Source organism: Microbacterium lushaniae, from assembly GCF_008727775.1.
GTDB classification, from domain to species: domain Bacteria; phylum Actinomycetota; class Actinomycetes; order Actinomycetales; family Microbacteriaceae; genus Microbacterium; species Microbacterium lushaniae.
This window is the reverse complement of the sequence record NZ_CP044232.1, coordinates 611,823-627,301: the sequence shown is the minus strand read 5'-3', so window position 1 is coordinate 627,301 and position 15,479 is coordinate 611,823. Positions and strand designations below refer to the sequence as shown.

Annotated in this window: 13 protein-coding genes; 12 read left to right on the top strand and 1 reads right to left on the bottom strand. The window is 63.4% G+C overall.

Features of this window, described 5'->3' with window-relative positions; all coding sequences use genetic code 11:
• Positions 1 to 9: 9 nt before the first annotated feature.
• From F6J85_RS02955 to F6J85_RS02895, 12 genes are all read left to right on the top strand, one after another.
• On the top strand, positions 10 to 933 hold the full coding sequence (locus F6J85_RS02955; RefSeq protein WP_150923759.1) for a hypothetical protein: 924 nt from the start codon (positions 10 to 12) through the stop codon (positions 931 to 933).
• A gap of 405 nt (positions 934 to 1,338) precedes the next feature.
• A complete protein-coding gene (locus tag F6J85_RS02950) occupies positions 1,339 to 2,844 on the top strand; it encodes a sugar transferase (protein WP_150927130.1) in 1,506 nt (501 codons plus the stop codon).
• Positions 2,841 to 3,905 carry a glycosyltransferase family 4 protein gene (locus F6J85_RS02945; RefSeq protein ID WP_420846120.1) on the top strand — a complete coding sequence of 355 codons (1,065 nt, stop codon included), beginning with the start codon at positions 2,841 to 2,843 and terminating at the stop codon, positions 3,903 to 3,905. Before F6J85_RS02950 ends, F6J85_RS02945 begins: the two co-directional genes overlap by 4 nt.
• A complete protein-coding gene (locus F6J85_RS02940; RefSeq protein ID WP_150923757.1) occupies positions 3,902 to 4,975 on the top strand; it encodes a glycosyltransferase family 4 protein in 1,074 nt (357 codons plus the stop codon). Before F6J85_RS02945 ends, F6J85_RS02940 begins: the two co-directional genes overlap by 4 nt.
• A gap of 2 nt (positions 4,976 to 4,977) precedes the next feature.
• Positions 4,978 to 5,316 carry a hypothetical protein gene (locus F6J85_RS02935; protein WP_150923756.1) on the top strand — a complete coding sequence of 113 codons (339 nt, stop codon included), beginning with the start codon at positions 4,978 to 4,980 and terminating at the stop codon, positions 5,314 to 5,316.
• A gap of 2 nt (positions 5,317 to 5,318) precedes the next feature.
• The gene (locus F6J85_RS02930) at positions 5,319 to 6,092 is read left to right on the top strand and encodes a polysaccharide pyruvyl transferase family protein (protein ID WP_150923755.1); all 774 of its coding nucleotides are present in this window, start codon (positions 5,319 to 5,321) and stop codon (positions 6,090 to 6,092) included.
• The gene (locus F6J85_RS18265) at positions 6,089 to 6,970 is read left to right on the top strand and encodes a glycosyltransferase family 2 protein (RefSeq protein ID WP_150923754.1); all 882 of its coding nucleotides are present in this window, start codon (positions 6,089 to 6,091) and stop codon (positions 6,968 to 6,970) included. Before F6J85_RS02930 ends, F6J85_RS18265 begins: the two co-directional genes overlap by 4 nt.
• Positions 6,960 to 7,991 carry a polysaccharide pyruvyl transferase family protein gene (locus F6J85_RS02920; protein ID WP_150923753.1) on the top strand — a complete coding sequence of 344 codons (1,032 nt, stop codon included), beginning with the start codon at positions 6,960 to 6,962 and terminating at the stop codon, positions 7,989 to 7,991. Before F6J85_RS18265 ends, F6J85_RS02920 begins: the two co-directional genes overlap by 11 nt.
• Entirely contained in the window at positions 7,988 to 9,472 is a 1,485-nt protein-coding gene (locus F6J85_RS02915) for a lipopolysaccharide biosynthesis protein (RefSeq protein ID WP_238707040.1), read from the top strand. Before F6J85_RS02920 ends, F6J85_RS02915 begins: the two co-directional genes overlap by 4 nt.
• 823 nt (positions 9,473 to 10,295) lie before the next feature.
• Entirely contained in the window at positions 10,296 to 11,306 is a 1,011-nt protein-coding gene (locus tag F6J85_RS02910) for an acyltransferase family protein (protein ID WP_150923751.1), read from the top strand.
• A 222-nt stretch (positions 11,307 to 11,528) separates the two neighbouring features.
• Complete coding sequence (locus tag F6J85_RS02905; RefSeq protein ID WP_191906723.1) at positions 11,529 to 12,617, top strand: O-antigen ligase family protein; 1,089 nt, start codon at positions 11,529 to 11,531, stop codon at positions 12,615 to 12,617.
• A 630-nt stretch (positions 12,618 to 13,247) separates the two neighbouring features.
• The gene (locus F6J85_RS02895) at positions 13,248 to 14,558 is read left to right on the top strand and encodes a UDP-glucose dehydrogenase family protein (protein WP_150923748.1); all 1,311 of its coding nucleotides are present in this window, start codon (positions 13,248 to 13,250) and stop codon (positions 14,556 to 14,558) included.
• 65 nt (positions 14,559 to 14,623) lie between these two features.
• Here the strand turns inward: F6J85_RS02895 and F6J85_RS02890 are convergent, their stop codons facing one another.
• Complete coding sequence (locus F6J85_RS02890; protein WP_191906722.1) at positions 14,624 to 15,424, bottom strand: carbohydrate ABC transporter permease; 801 nt, start codon at positions 15,422 to 15,424, stop codon at positions 14,624 to 14,626.
• Between the last annotated feature and the right edge of the window lie 55 nt (positions 15,425 to 15,479).

Sequence of the window (15,479 nt, the reverse complement as noted above, 5' to 3'; positions counted from 1 at the left end):
TGGAGTGTGATGGCTCGTCGTCCACCGGGCGTCCGCACCTCCGCGCGCTGGCTCGCGGGGGTGGCGGTGGCTGTCGCGGCCGTCGCCGCGATCGTCCTGGCCGTGATGGCGCTGCAGCACGGCACATCCCGGCCCGCCGCGACAGACCCCGACCCGGTTCCGTCCTTCACATTCGGACCGCCGGCGACCCCCGCGGCCACCCCCACGCCGACGACACCAACCGCCCCCGTGGCGGTCACGTCTTATCCCCGCTCCGACGAGCGCTTCCTCTCCGTCGGCTCCGGCGGAATGTGGCGCGGAGTCGCCGGTGAATGCGGCGTCACCGCCCCGCTGATCGAGCGTTCGACCGACGGCGGCCAGACGTGGACCGACGTCACCCCGCTCTACCGCGGCATCGGCCAGCTCGTCTCCCTCGACGCCTTCGCCGGCACCGAGGCCGAGGCCATCGCCCGTATGGGCGACGCATGCGAGACCGAGGCGCTCCGCACCTTCACGCAGGGCCGGTTCTGGGAGCCCTACCCCGAGGTGCTCGCCGCGTCGCGCTACCCCGACCCTGCAGCCCCCGCGTCCCTCCTCACGCCCCAGGGCCCCGTGGAGACGCCCTGCGCCGACCCGCGCAGCGCCCGGGCCTCCGGCGCCACCGTCGCGCTCGTGTGCGAGGGCACGGCCTTCGTACTCGGCTCCGACGGCCAGTGGGCGCCGCTCCCGGCGACGGATGCGGCGGCGGTGGCGATCTCCGCTGACGCCGTCCTCGTCGCGACCCGCGAAGACGGCTGCGAAGGCCTGCAGATCACGCGCCTGTCGGGCGACGTGTTCGCGGATGCCACCTCCCTCGGGTGCGCCCCCGTCGACCCCGCCGCTCCCGTCGCCCTCGCCTCCTCCGGCGACGCCACCCTCGTCTGGTCCGGCGACTCCCTCACGCGCCTCCCCTGACTCCGCGCGTCTCGGCGTCGATAGCCCCTTCCGGTAGCTGACCTTGTCGAAGCGTCCGGGTTCGTCCGACCGCACATCGCCGGCCGCGGCGACACCCTATGCTCAGGCACACCGCGGTCCACGCCCCGCGCCGCACCCGAAGCGGCGACACGCCGAGATGGCCCAACTGACCGCCCCAATTTCACCCCTTCTGCCGCCTGGCGAGAAGGGATCGTTTGTCCCCCATTTGTCCCCCATTCCGAAATTCGAGCGACACAATCCGGTGCTAGCTTGAAATTGGGAATCAAGGTCCGTTGGGGTGCCAAGCGACGGAAGGAACTATCCACTGTGACGTCTGACCTGACGGTCGGCGCGACATCGACGTCGCAGACCACCAAGTCCAACTCGCGCCCGACCGCAGAACGAATGCCGTCAACGTACCCGGCAAAGACGTCGTCCAGTGGTCAAGCTCGCGAGGGAGTACGACCCATCCCGTCAAAGTGGCGGCACACCTATGCGCGACGGCTCCTCCTCACAGACTTTCTCGTGCTCGTATGGGTCGTCTACGGCGCTCAGATCGCTTGGTTCGGTATGGGCAACGCCACGGTCGCAATGGCGAACGACGCCAGAATCACCGACCTGTCGTACTGGGCCTTCTCGGCGATCCTGATCGTTGTCTGGATGTGGGCGCTCTCCCTCGTCGACTCACGGAACGAGCGAGTCATCGGCACGGGCTCCCAGGAGTACATCCGAGTGGCAGACGCGAGCTTTCGCCTATTCGGACTGATTGCCATATTCGCATTCCTCACCCAGATCGACCTCGCTCGTGGGTACCTGCTGATCAGTCTGCCGCTCGGCATCGCGACGCTTGTGCTGGGGCGGTGGGTATGGCGTCAATGGCTCATCATGAAGCGTCAGCGGGGAGAGTTCTCCGCGAAAGTGCTGCTCGTTGGATCCCTCGCTTCAGTCACCCAAATTGCGCGCGAACTTCAACGCAACCCGAGCGCGGGTTACCTGGTCGTCGGCGCGTGCGTTCCCTCCGGAAAGGTCGCGGACACCATCCCTGGGTCGACGATCCCGGTGATGGGATCCGTAGATGCCGTCGAACGCGCGATCGCGGCGACGGGAGCCGACACTGTGGCGGTGACAAGCACGGACGAACTTCCCCCCGATAAGGTCAAGGAGATCTCGTGGAGCTTGGAGGCCGGCCGCCAGCACTTAGTGCTCGCTCCGAGCATCACTGATATCGCCGGGCCTCGCCTGCACACACGCCCCGTGGCAGGGCTGCCACTTATTCACGTCGAGACGCCCCGCTTCAGCAAGGGCCAGCTCTTCCTGAAGCGGGCGGTCGACGTGGTCGCGAGTGTGCTGGGCGTCATCGTGCTCAGCCCGCTGCTCGTCGTCCTCGCCGTAACTGTCAAGCTGACGAGCCAGGGACCCGTCCTCTTTCGTCAAACCCGCATCGGACTGCGCGGCCAAGACTTCACAATGCTGAAATTCCGCTCGATGGTCCCGAACGCCGAGGAGTTGCTTGAGCAACTCGCGGACGGGAAGCGCGACGCTGGCAATGAAGTCATGTTCAAGATGAAAAACGACCCGCGAATCACCCCGGTTGGTCGAGTCATGCGTAAGTTCAGCCTCGACGAACTGCCACAACTGTTCAACGTGATTGGCGGCTCGATGTCGCTCGTGGGGCCGAGGCCGCCCCTCCCGAAAGAGGTAGCGCAGTATGCCGACCATGTCCATCGCCGGTTTCTCGCGAAGCCCGGAATCACTGGACTGTGGCAAGTTAGCGGGCGCTCGTCGCTCTCCTGGGAGGATTCGGTTCGCTTGGACCTGTCCTACGTTGAGAACTGGTCCTTGATGGGAGACGTCGTTATCCTCCTGAAAACCGGTCGGGCCGCACTACTTCCCGGAGAAACAGCCCATTGAGCGCGCCACACCCGTCTGGGCCCCATTCGCCAACTCGCGTTCTTCACGTAGTCGAAAGTTTCGGAGGAGGCGTAGGTTCCGCGTTACTCGATTACGTGGCCGCAACGCCTGAGTTCGAACATCACCTTCTGTACGCCGAGCGTGCCGACGCGCCGATTGTGGCGGCCGACTTAAGTCGCTTCACCACAGCTACAGCCCTGCCCCCAGGCCACGGAAGGCGTGCCCGCGCTACGCGCTCCCACCTGCGAAGGAAGCGGTTCGACATCGTGCATGCACATTCGAGCTTTGGTGGGCTTTACGCGCGAGTAGCCGCCCGCAGGGCGCGCACGCTTATCGTGTATACGCCCCATTGCTACGCATTTGAGCGCAAGGATATCGGCGCACTGCAAAGGTTAGCTTTTCGCCTGACGGAGTTCTTCTTAGCGTTCAACACCTCCGTTTTTGCTGCTTGCTCACCGCGAGAAGCGCAGCTTTCTCGGTGGACACCAGGGACTCGAGTTGTGTTTGTCCCCAACGTCGCCCCTCGCGCGAAGGCCGTCGACGTGCGTCCGAACGGCACCCCTCCGCTGAGGGTGGTGGGCGCTGGACGCGCGGCCCGACAAAAGGACCCGGAATTCTTCCTTGCATGCATTCGAGAAGCGAGGCGGCAGGGTGTCGAGGTCGACGCAACATGGGTGGGAGGCGATAGCACATTACAATCAACGGCGGAAGCAGACGGCGTGACCGTGACGGGTTGGTTGCCTCGCGAGGAGGCCTTGCGCCACGTGCGGACCGCAGATATCTACCTGCACACGGCAGCCTGGGAGGGCTTCCCCGTCGCGGTGTTGGAGGCTGTGGCGCTGGGAGTTCCTACGGTCGTTCGCCGCATTCCGGCCTTCGAGTCTTTAGACCTGCCGCAGTTCACAAGCGCAACAGAATTCGCGGACGTGGCAGGAGAGGCGCAGGATCCGCGCCTTCGAAGGATCCTTCTTTCACGGGCAGAGGTCGCGCTATCCGACTACACCCCTGAAACTCAACGCCTTGCACTTCTATCCGCATATCACTCTGGAATCACTAAATGAGCAGCCAGCCCCACGTCCTCGTGTCCGCGCGAGTTCTCGACCGCCAAGTCGGAGGCAACACGCGCTACGCGCGTAGCGTCTATGAGCGCATCGCAGACTTCGGTATCCGTTACACGCTCGCGCGTCCTCCGAGGTTTTCGGATTCCGGCCGATTCCGAAGCGTCGCCTACGCTGGACTAGAAGGAGTGGTGTGGCCTATCTCTCCCCCCGCGGAGGCAACCGTTGCGCATTTCCCTGCCGACACTGGGGCGGTCCTCCGAGGCCGGCTCCCGATAGTCGGAACCATCCATGGTCTGGCAACATTGCACCTTGGCGGCGTGCGGAATTCAGCCGCTGATCGGTTGTGGCGTGAGCGAGTCCGCAGGCTCGCGAAAGTGAGCGACAAGATAATCACCGTCTCGCACTCTTCCGCAGACGACATTGCGTTCTTTGAACCAACGACTGCGGGTCGAATCAGCGTCATTCACCATGGCATCGATCACGACAAGTTCCATCCACGCCCCGCCGGAGACCCGGCCAGCCTTCGTCGTCGGCTCGGCTTACCGGAGCGGTATTTTCTCTACGTCGGCAATCTCGACCCGCGCAAGAACCTACTGGCGCTGACGGATGCTTCGCAGACCGTGTTCAAGGAAACAGGAGTTCCGCTCGTTGTTGCGGGGGCGCCAGCCTGGGGAAGCCGCGACATCATGCAGGCAGTCCGCGGAACGAGGGGCGTCCAGTATCTCGGGCGGGTATCCGAGGCTGATCTCCTTCCACTGATGCAGGGGGCGACCGCGTTTTGCTTCCCCTCTTCCTATGAAGGGTTCGGATTCCCGGTACTCGAGGCTATGGCAAGCGGAACGCCGGTGATATGTAGCGGTCGCGGCTCTCTCAGCGAGGTTGCCGGCGATGCAGCGCGGATCCTCAACGGTATCGACGCCACCTCGATAGCGGAGGCGATGATCGAGCTCGCGCAGGATGAGAAGGCACGTTCAGAGCTCCGCGCGCGCGGGATCGTTAATGCCGAACGGTTTGACTGGCAGCTTTCAGCGAGGGCGCACGCCGATGTATTCAGGCAGGTAAGCCGATGAGAGTGGTTCTCCTGCACGCGTACAGCAGCACTAACTCCGGCGACGGGTTGCTGGTCGAAGAAGCGGTCAAGCTGGTCCGGAGCGTGGACCCGTCGAGTACCGTCACGATCTTGGCTCTCGACCCCGACAGCTTCGCGGACGGGCCGCGACGCACGCACGTCAACCCATTCACCTTGAAGCGTGAGACCCTGCGAAGCCTTGACCTGGCTTCACGCTCGATAGCCAGCGTTCTCCGCGGTGGGCGCCTTCCCAAGGCCGCGCGTCTCCTGATCTCGAACGCAGATCTCGTGGTGGGCGTGGGGGTGGTTATCTCCGCGGCGGCAACCCGGTCGAGGCTTTGAAGATGATGTTGGTTCACTACCCGCAACTTGAGGCTGGCGCACTCAACGGCGCGACCGTGTACCTCTCTCAGAGCGCGGGACCATTCCGATACGCACCGACTCGCATGATCGATCGACGGCTCGGGAAAGCTCGCGCCTACCTCGCGCGCGACGACCGCACGGCCGATCTCCTTCGCCGCAAGGTGAATGTAAAACGACTCCCAGACACAGCGCTCCTGGCGCTCACCACCGACACGACTCAGACTGTTCCGGCTACCCCGCCGGACGCTCTGAACATCGGAGTCGTCGCACGGCAGCTTTCTAGCTCTCGGACGCGGCAAAAACGATACACGGAGAACGTCCGTGAACTCGTCCGGGTTACTGACGGCGAATTGCTCGTCCAAGCGTCCGCGCGTGGAAATGACGATGCATCGTTCTACCATCACTTCCTCGGCGGCGCCGCCAGCCGCTCGCTCGTGGAGGGTACCCTTCCTGGGCCGTCTCGAGTATCCGTAGTGGTCTCGGTCAGGTTGCACGGCGCCATCCAGAGCATTCGAAATGGCGTTCCTGCCGTCCATCTGAGCTACGAAAGGAAAGGTTGGGGGGCGTACGAAGATCTGGGACTGACTCCGTTCGTCCACAACGCCTTTGATTTTGACGTTCAGCATGTGGCACGGCAACTGGAAGAGATCGCGTCCGATCCCACGGAGTACTGGTCACGGATCCGCAGATCGCTCACACGCTTGACCACTGCGCGCAACGAGATCATTTCGACCCTCGGGGCGGCCAGCACATGATCGCAGACCTGACCGTGGTCATCCCGGCATACAACGCGGAGTCGACCATACGAGAAGCCATCAGTTCAGCGCAGCTGGCAGGCGCAGCAAGAGTGATAGTAGTAGACGACGGTTCCACAGACGCGACGGCAAATCTTGCTGCCGCGTGCGGTGCTGAAGTTCACACCCAAGAAAACTCAGGAGCATACGTAGCACGCGCTACCGGATCTAGCCTGTTGGAGAGCGGTTACGTGATCTTCCTCGATGCGGACGATCTGTTGATTCCGGAAGGAGTGAAGAACTCCGTCCTGGCCCTCGACGAAGCTCCCGCAGTCGCTGTCGCGGCAGGCGTTGTTGTCGGCTTCAGCCGCTCATCGACAAGGAAGACGAAGTTTCCCATCCGATACTCTCCTGTCAACACCCACTCCCTGTTGACTGAGGGGTACGGGCCCTGGCCACCCTGCAATGCCGTAGTCCGTGTAAGCGCGCTTCGAAAGGCCGAACAGGCTGCGCCCGAACCACTACGACCCCGTTATGGGGACGACTATGAGTTGCTCCTTCGCCTCTCCCGCGAGGGTTACATCTCCGTCCGCGACGAAGCCACCTCTCTTTACTGCATGGATGGTGGGAAGTCGGTGAAATCGGCTGAGTCGGCAATCCGTTCAAAGGAACTGATTCGCGCTCACTATAGCAATGCCTATGGCATAGCTATTCGCCCAATGACGGAGAGGGAAATTCTGCAGTCAACTCAAGCTCGAATTGCCCGCGCGGCGCTTTCCGCGAGCAGACCGGTCGCCCTCATCGGCGCCGCGTGGCGCTGGATCTGGTCCGACCCACGTGCAGCCGCCGCTCGAGTCGGTAAGCATTTTCGAGGTCTGAGGAGTCGAAGTGAGCGATAAGAGGGATGTATTCGTTTGGTGCACCGGCCAACTAGACAACATCGGCGATTCCTTGTTGCGAAGGCCCTACCTTGCCACTCTGCGTCGCTTTGGCGATATGCATGTGTGGGTGAAGAACGCGGACGAGGGCTTCCTGTCCGGGCTCGGGTTGGTCGCCGGCGATCGTGTGCAACCGTCCTACTCCTCCTGGTACCGACGAGCCTGGATTACGTCCATTCGAGGACGGATCGTGCTCGCCCTGAACGCGGGCGAGGTTCCGGTCTCCCGTCGGGGGGCACTGCGAATGGCGTCGCTATTGCCGCTCGCACTAGCGACGCGTGCGCGGGGCGGCGCGGTGCTTTGGCTTGGCGTGGGCGTGCCTAAGCACCGCGGGCCACTGGCTGCGCCATACCGCTTAATGTCCCACCTCGCCACAGCGGTGTGGGCAAGAGACGGGGTGACAGCAGCGATGCTGCCTGGGTCTGTGATCGTGCCAGATTGGGCCTTCAGCCTTGCCACGGAAGACGCGAAGATGACGCCTCGTAGTTATCTCGGGGTTATGCTCCGCGGTGATCGAGCTGAGCCCGAGCCCGCATGGTTCGATTGGGTGGCCGCGCAGGCGCGTGAACTTGGCCTCGAGTTGGCGTTCGCGTCCCAGGTCACACGGGATAACGCTCGCGCGGAGGAGCTCGCCACTCGGTTCGGGGTTCGTTCAGTGCTATTTGCGGATAATGAACATCGCGCCCACGAGGAGTCGATCCGTGGCTTCTATCGTCAATGCGCGTTCCTAATCAGCGACCGTTTGCACGGGCTTGTAGTGGCGGCGACCGAGGGCGCGATCCCAATCGGATGGGTTCCCACATCAAGGGGAAAGATTGGCCGCCACTTCCTGGCGGCTGGAATGCCGTGGGTCGGCCAGCACGAGGGCGAAGGGCCGCAAGAATACCCGAATATGACGGCGCTCGATGTGGATGTCGATGCAGCCATCCGGCACGCTCGTGCATCCGTACTTACGGCAACCGAGCGTGTCGCTCCGGCATGAGCGATACAGCAACTGACGACTCCTTCAGTTCGCGCGGAGCAAGGGGAGCGTCGCTCGTAACGGCTGGGCAGTTGGCCCGCGTACTGCTTCTCCTCATATCTACGGTGAGCCTGTCACGTCTGCTCTCACCGGGTGATTTTGGCCTCATGGCTATCTGTCTGAGCGTCGTCGCGCTAGGAGAACTGGTCCGCGACTCCGGGTTGGGGCTGGCGGTTGCCCGCGGTGTCCCGCTCTCTCAACACCAGAAGTCCAATCTCTTCTGGATCAACCTGGGTTTAGGGGCCTCAGTCGCCATGCTCACCTTCGGTGCGTCTTGGCTCGTGGCTGCGGTATTCGGATCCAACGAGCTAGCTGCGATGCTGCAGTGGATATCGGTCAGCCTCCTACTTACGGGATTCTCCACGCAGTTTCGCGGAGAAATGAACCGCCGGCTTCAGTTCCTCCGACTGACGATCACGGACACCGCACCCGTCGCCGTCGGACTCGTGGTGGGCATCTTGTGGGCGGTGCTCGAACCATCAGTATGGGCTCTTGTGGCGCAACAACTGACGACGGCGCTGGTTGGAGCAGTTCTCGCCGTAGCACTATCGCGGTGGCGACCCGGGCTTCCGAACCGGGCCTCGGTAAGTGAGTTCCTCAACTTCGGAGTAGGGCTCCTGGGCGCTCAACTGCTAGCGTATGGCGCCCGCAACGCGGACAACTACATGTTGGGCGCGTTTACGGGCGCGGCGGCCTTGGGCTACTACAGCCGTGCTTATCAACTCCTGATGGCACCGATAAACCAAATTCTGGCCCCATTAACCAGGGTTGCCGTCCCCGTCCTTTCCCGAGCCAGCGCCCCGCAAACCTTCAACCGTCAAATCCTCGCCGCCCAGCTCGCTGCGGGAGCCCCACTTGCTACGGCCTACGCGCTTGCATTCGGCACAGCTGGTCCCCTCGTCACGATCCTCCTCGGAGATCAATGGCTACCAGCGATTCCCATCTTCCAGGCCCTTTGCGTGGGCGGCGTTTTCCGGTCGCTCAACCAGGCGTCCTACTGGGCATTCGTTTCAACGTCACGAACCGGTTCGCTCTTCCGTGCGCATCTCGTCACCCAACCCTTGATCATTTTCGCGATGGCGCTGGGGCTGCCCTGGGGGGCTACGGGCGTGGCCTGGGGACACTCGGTCGGTTACGCTGCGGCGTGGGCCATAACTACCACGTGGTGCGGCCGCTCCACGCTGCTCGACAGTCGCCGCACTTTTCTGCAGGCGGCGGTTATCGCGACATGCTTCCTAGTTCCGATCGGCGCAATCGGCTGGCTATCGACTACGTGGGTTCCGAACCCCTGGCTGGCCATAATTACCTCGGTGCTTGCGTCGGTGACGTGGCTTCTTCTGGCCTATCTACTGATCCGCCCCGCGCGGGGCGCGATGCAGACCACCGCGCGGGTTCTACGGCTTGCCACCACAAGGCGCTCGCCAGGTCCCGGCCGTGATTGACTCCCCGGGCGCCACCTCATGGGCGCCACCTCTGGGCCACCCAATGTGACCATTGTCGTTACCCCGACGCCGGAGAACGCAACCCATCCAGCGAACCGGTTTCGACGAGAGGGGCGGGGCCTTCGGCGCATACTTCATCACCCCCGGTCCTTCAGTGCTTCACTCCTCCCCACGGTAGGTTCGTACCAGTGCAGCCCGCGGCTGCGACGCAGGGGGCCCACAGCGTGGCGTCACACGCCAGATCGGGTTCTCCAACTAGACGGTGACGTAGCCGCTCGTCGTCGCACTGATCGCAGCATTCCACGTGCCATCGCATGGATCAGGCTGGTAACAGTAGCGAGCGCCCGGCTCGCATGGTCACGTTCAAGAGACGCGTCTCAGCCGTCGAGAGTTCCGTTTCTCCGGAACCCCCGGCCTGCGCGGTCCGTCAAGGCGCCAGACTCTCTGCGAGAGTGCGCACCCTCTGCGCGCGCGGGCGGCAGGAAGTAGCCTCCCGCGTGGAAGATGACCACCGGCACGATGGCGAGCGTGCGCATCCCTGTGAGGCCGGGGCGATACAACGCGCGATCTTTAGACGGGTTCATCTGCACCTCCAAGGGGGGCCAAAGTAGTGCGCAGTGTTACCCGGGAGGGGAGATGGGGGTGACGATGAGAGGGCGTCTCCACCAAGGTAACGGTCGCGACCACAAAGCCCGCCCCGGCGGGGCTCCTCACCTTCAAAAGTATTCCGTTACGCAGGCAAAATAGAGTTGCCCACACACGGGGTAGCATTTCGGAGACTCGGCGCACAGGCGCCCGCAGACGCAGATAGGGCGAGACACGCGTGAACGCGGCGGTTCAGCAGACGAAGAAGCGTGACGGCTCCCTCGACCTAATGCGCGGATTAGCGATCATGCTGGTGATCTTGTTCCACGCGTCTACGGTGCTACGTGCGGACATGGACGTTCCCTCCTGGTTACAGACATTTAACGCCGTCTTCGCTCCAGTACGAATGCCCGCCATGGTCTTCCTATCGGGACTGCTCGTCGCCCCATCGATCAAGAAGGGCACCGCGCCGTATCTCACGGGTAAGGCTCGGCGGATCCTCTGGCCGTACGTGCTGTGGTCCGTTGGTTTCGTTGTCCTCCTCGCAGTCGCCGCCCCAGAAAAGTACTCTCTCTCTCGTCTAGTGACCGTTCCGATTGACCCGGTGGAGCATCTGTGGTTCCTCTACTACCTGATGGGCTACTACTTCGTGGCTCTCCTCACGCTTCGTATGCGCGCAGAGGTCATTGCTGGCGCGTTCCTGGTTGTGAACGTGATCGGAAGCGTCACCGGTCTTAGCGACCTTCAGATCTTCGGGTTCCTCGGCTGCTTCTTCTTCATGGGGGTGGCCTGCTCCTGGCACCCCGAAGGGCTCGTGTTCCTTCTAAGACAGGGCTGGGCCGCCATCCTTGGAGCAGCATGCCTCATCTGCATGGTCGCGCTCGGACTGGTCGCAGGCGAAGTTCGGTACTTCTGGTACCTCGCCCCGTTCGTCTTCTTCCTCGTTGTCGCGGGCCTCAGACTTGCACGCAAACTCTCACCGCAGAGATGGACGACCCCCTTCAAGTACCTCGGCGTGGAGTCGCTGGTCTTCTACATTGCGCACTACCCGGTGATGATCATCGTCGCAAATCTCGCCAAGCGAGCCAGCGATAATGGCCCCCTCCTCGTTATCATCGTGATCGCCGCGGGCTTCCTGATCCCCTGGGGATTGTCTGCGGTCACCAGGCGAGTCCCTGTGACCCGCTGGATATTCGAGTTCCACCCGTCTACTGCCAGGGCAAGATCTGCCAGCCGGCTCCCCTCCTAGCCGCGAGGTAGGTTCGAACCTATGCCCCCCACAACTCTCGTGCGCCCCGCGCGGAAGCAGCGAACGGATCGACTTGGGCTGGACAGTTGGCTTTGGGTCGTCGTGGTAGCTATCACGCCAATCCAGCAGCTGATCTTCGCCTTGGTTTCATATCAAGTCCGCATTGCTCCGGTCGTGCTCGCGCTTGTGAGTCTGCTCCTGGGCCGTGTCTCACGACCCCGTATGCAGGGTGTGCTCATCGCCGCGGCGGCAATGATTGTCTTGGGAGGGCTCAGTTCCGGCCAGAACAGCAATCTGACGGAGAGCACCACGGTCGCTGTCACGTTCGCGCTCCTCGTAACGGTGGCGCCCGCGGCGATCCTGTTTCAGACACGCCGACACCCGTCATTCGTGCGAATCACCGTCACGCTCACGCTCGTTGTACAGACTGCTTCCGCGGCTGCCGGGATCGCGCAGCTCGGCGGCATCGCCATTTTCGGGGTCATCGCGCGAGAGGGGCGAGTGAATGGACTTGCGTACCACCCGAACGTTCTGGGCATTATGTCTACGCTCGCGATTCTCGTGCTTCTGGATCTGCTGCGCCGTAAGGCCGCTCGGCCTTTTCTGCTTGTTTGCGCTCTTGGAATCAACGTCGTTGCGCTTTTGGCAACGGCAAGTCTGAGCTCGTTGATCACTCTGTTGGTGGGCTTGCTCTTCTTCTTCGTCCGTCTTTCCACCACTGCCAAGATGCTCTCGTTTCTAATCGCGGCGGTCTCCTTACTGGTGTCCCTCTGGGTCGCGAACGGTGACCTCTCGGTGTTGCTTCCCGAAGCTTTCGCCAGCCGCGTCCAGCAAGTCACGGGGGCCTCCGCAGAGGGGGGAGTCGCCTCTTTGCTCGTTCGTTTCCAGACATACGAGTGGGCTTGGAACTACATCACCGCGGATCCGTGGGTGGGCGTAGGCATGGACGCACTGAACCAGGGGACGTTGACGCCATCTCTGGTCGTCCACAACTACATCCTGCGCGGTTGGTACCAGGGGGGCATATTCCTTCTCATGGGGTTCATCTTGATCACGATCTCGCTTCTCGTCGTGGCGATGAACGGCATGCGTAAGACCAACCTCATCGCACCGTCGGCGGTGATCGGGGCTGTGCTGGCGTTCGGCATGACCTCGGCCTTCTATACACAGTCGCATTATTGGATACCGATCCTGGTCGCTGCGGCCGTCCTGAACGACGCCAGCCCCGTTGGGCAAAAGACCACAGCCAAGGAGCGACATGTTGCGCGGATGGCTCGCAGGTGGGCAAACCGCCCGCTCTCCAGCCTCTAACAGGAGGGTCTGGCGCAGGAGTAGGCGACATCAGAGTCGAGTTGACCTGCGCGGAACGCGGGAAGAATGTGTCCACGTCGCGTATACCCGCGAGGCCGGAGTGACCGCCGAGCCGATCGCGACCGACTTCCGAGTCCACCACCCACCCGGTGACGCCGTGGAAGTGGTGGCCTCGAGCCGCGGTCGAAGAGGGTACTAAGCCGGGTCAGACGCATTCAGAAGGCTCGAACGTCGGGAGGCCCAACAACTATCGGCGGCTGGAGCAAGAGGTCGAAGCACTGCGGCGAGCGGCGGCGAATCTTTCGCAGGCGCCCTACCGAAATAGGCTCTGCCGCTCGTGACTGCGGAGCTCGCAGACGCCGGGAGACCCGTGACGGTGACCTGCCGGGTGCTAAAAAGCCGGCAGGTCAGCCCTACTACGGTGGCTGGCAAACCCCATCAGGGCAGTCATGCTTGGCGACGATGCAAGAGAACGTAGCTCCTGAAGGGGACTGCTCCACCTCCGAATGATGGGCGGCGAAGCCGCGGCTAGCCCCGCGCGCGCCACATGCTCACGTGAGGAAGTTGATATGAATAGAGAAGCTCGACGGTGAGTGACCGCGCAAGAGTACGGCAAATATAGGGAGTTCCATGCGTCTGTCAGTCATCGGTTGTGGATACCTTGGTGCGGTGCACGCCGCATCCATGGCGTCGATCGGGCACGAGGTCGTCGGCATCGATGTGGACGAGCGCAAGATCGCTTCGCTGTCCAAGGGTGAGGCGCCGTTCTTTGAGCCCGGGCTCCCGGAGATCCTGACCGAAGGCATCCAGTCGGGGCGCCTGCGGTTCACGACCGACATGGCTGAGGCTGCCGGCGCGAAGGTCCACTTCGTGGGGGTGGGCACACCTCAGGTGAAGGACGGCTACGCGGCCGACATGACCTACGTCAACGCCGCGATCGACGGCCTGCTCCCTTACTTGGCCGCCGGCGACATCGTCGCGGGGAAGTCGACCGTCCCTGTCGGCACCGCCGCGACCCTCGCTGAGCGGGTGACCCCGACCGGTGCGACGTTGGTCTGGAACCCGGAGTTCCTCCGCGAAGGCTGGGCCGTGCAAGACACCATCGACCCCGACCGGCTCGTGGCCGGTGTCCCCGCCGGGGAGGAGGGCAAGCGAGCAGCCGACGTGCTCCGCGAGGTCTACCACCCCTCGATCGCGAAGAACACGCCCTTCATCGTCACCGACTACGCGACCGCCGAGCTCGTGAAGGTCTCGGCGAACGCGTTCCTGGCGACCAAGATTTCCTTCATCAACGCAATGGCCGAGATCGCCGAAGTCACCGGCGCCGATGTCACGACTCTCGCTGACGCGATCGGGCATGACGCCCGGATCGGCCGGCGGTTCCTCGGCGCCGGCATCGGCTTCGGCGGCGGGTGCCTGCCCAAAGACATCCGCGCCTTCTCCGCGCGCGCCGAAGAGCTCGGCCGCGGCGAATCCGTGGCGTTTCTACGCGAGGTCGACGCCATCAACCTTCGACGCCGCGACCGCGCCGTCGACATCGTCGTGGGCGCATTCGGCGGGTCGGTGTTCAAGAAGAACATCACCGTCCTCGGTGCGGCGTTCAAACCGCACAGCGACGACATCCGTGACTCCCCCGCCCTCGACGTCGCCGTCCGCCTGCACGGCCTCGGCGCGTGGGTCACGATCACCGACCCTGCCGCGATCGCGAACGCCCGCCGCATCCACCCACAACTCAACTACGTCGAAGACCGCGACGAGGCCCTGCGAGGCGCGGATGCAGTGATCGTCGTCACGGAGTGGGACGAGTACCGCCGCGAGCTCTCCCCCGAGCACGCCGGCGAACTCGTCGCAGGAAAGGTCATCGTCGACGGGCGCAACTGCCTCGACGCCGCCGCCTGGCGCGGTGCGGGCTGGGAATACCACGGAATGGGACGGCCGTAACCCGCTGACGCGGGGGCTGCACTCTTATTGGAGTGTGGCCAAGTCAGCCCAACCGCTGCGGCGGCTTACTTGATACTCCCGTGGGTGAGGCCTCCCACGAGCCACTTCTGCAGGAACAGCGCCAGCAGGTAGATCGGGATGAGCCCGGAAAGGCTGGCTGCCGCCATCTGACCGAACATCACCTCGCGGCCGCCCTGCATGAGGGCGATGCCGACCGGGAGCGTCTGCGAGTCCACGCTCTGCGTCAGCAGCAATGGGATGAGGAAGTCGTTGTAGACGAGGATGAACACGATGATCGACACGGCAATGATGCCGGGTGCCGCAAGCGGCAGGATCACCGACCACAGCGTGCGCAGCGGTCCACAGCCGTCGAGCGCTGCCGCTTCGTCGATCTCGAGCGGGATCGCGCGGAAGAAGCCGTCGAGGAGCCACACCGCCACCGGCGTGAGCAAGAGACCTTCGACGACGCCCAGCCCGATGACCGAGTCCATGAGGCCGGCGCTCCGGACGAGTACGAATAGCGGGATGATCGCGACGATCGGGGGCGCAACATACGCGGAGACGATGAGGCCCAGCGTCTGCTTTCCCCCTACCCGCAGGCGCGCCATCGCGTAGTTCGCCGGTATCGAGATCGCGAGCGCCACGATCACCGCGACGAACGCGGCGCCGAACGAGTTGCGTAGATACGTGAGGATGGGCCAGTTCTCGAAAGCCGCGACCCAGTTCTCCCCCGCGAGGCGGGACGGGAAAATGCGCGTCGAGAGGATGTCGTCGGGGCTCTTGAACGACATGCCCACCATGTAGAGGACGGGTAGCAACGCGAGTGTGATCGCGACGCCGATGACGATCCACTTCAGCGCCGTCACGAACCCGGACGGCCGCCCCGGCCGCGACGTGCTCGATGTGCGCGACTTGGTGCGA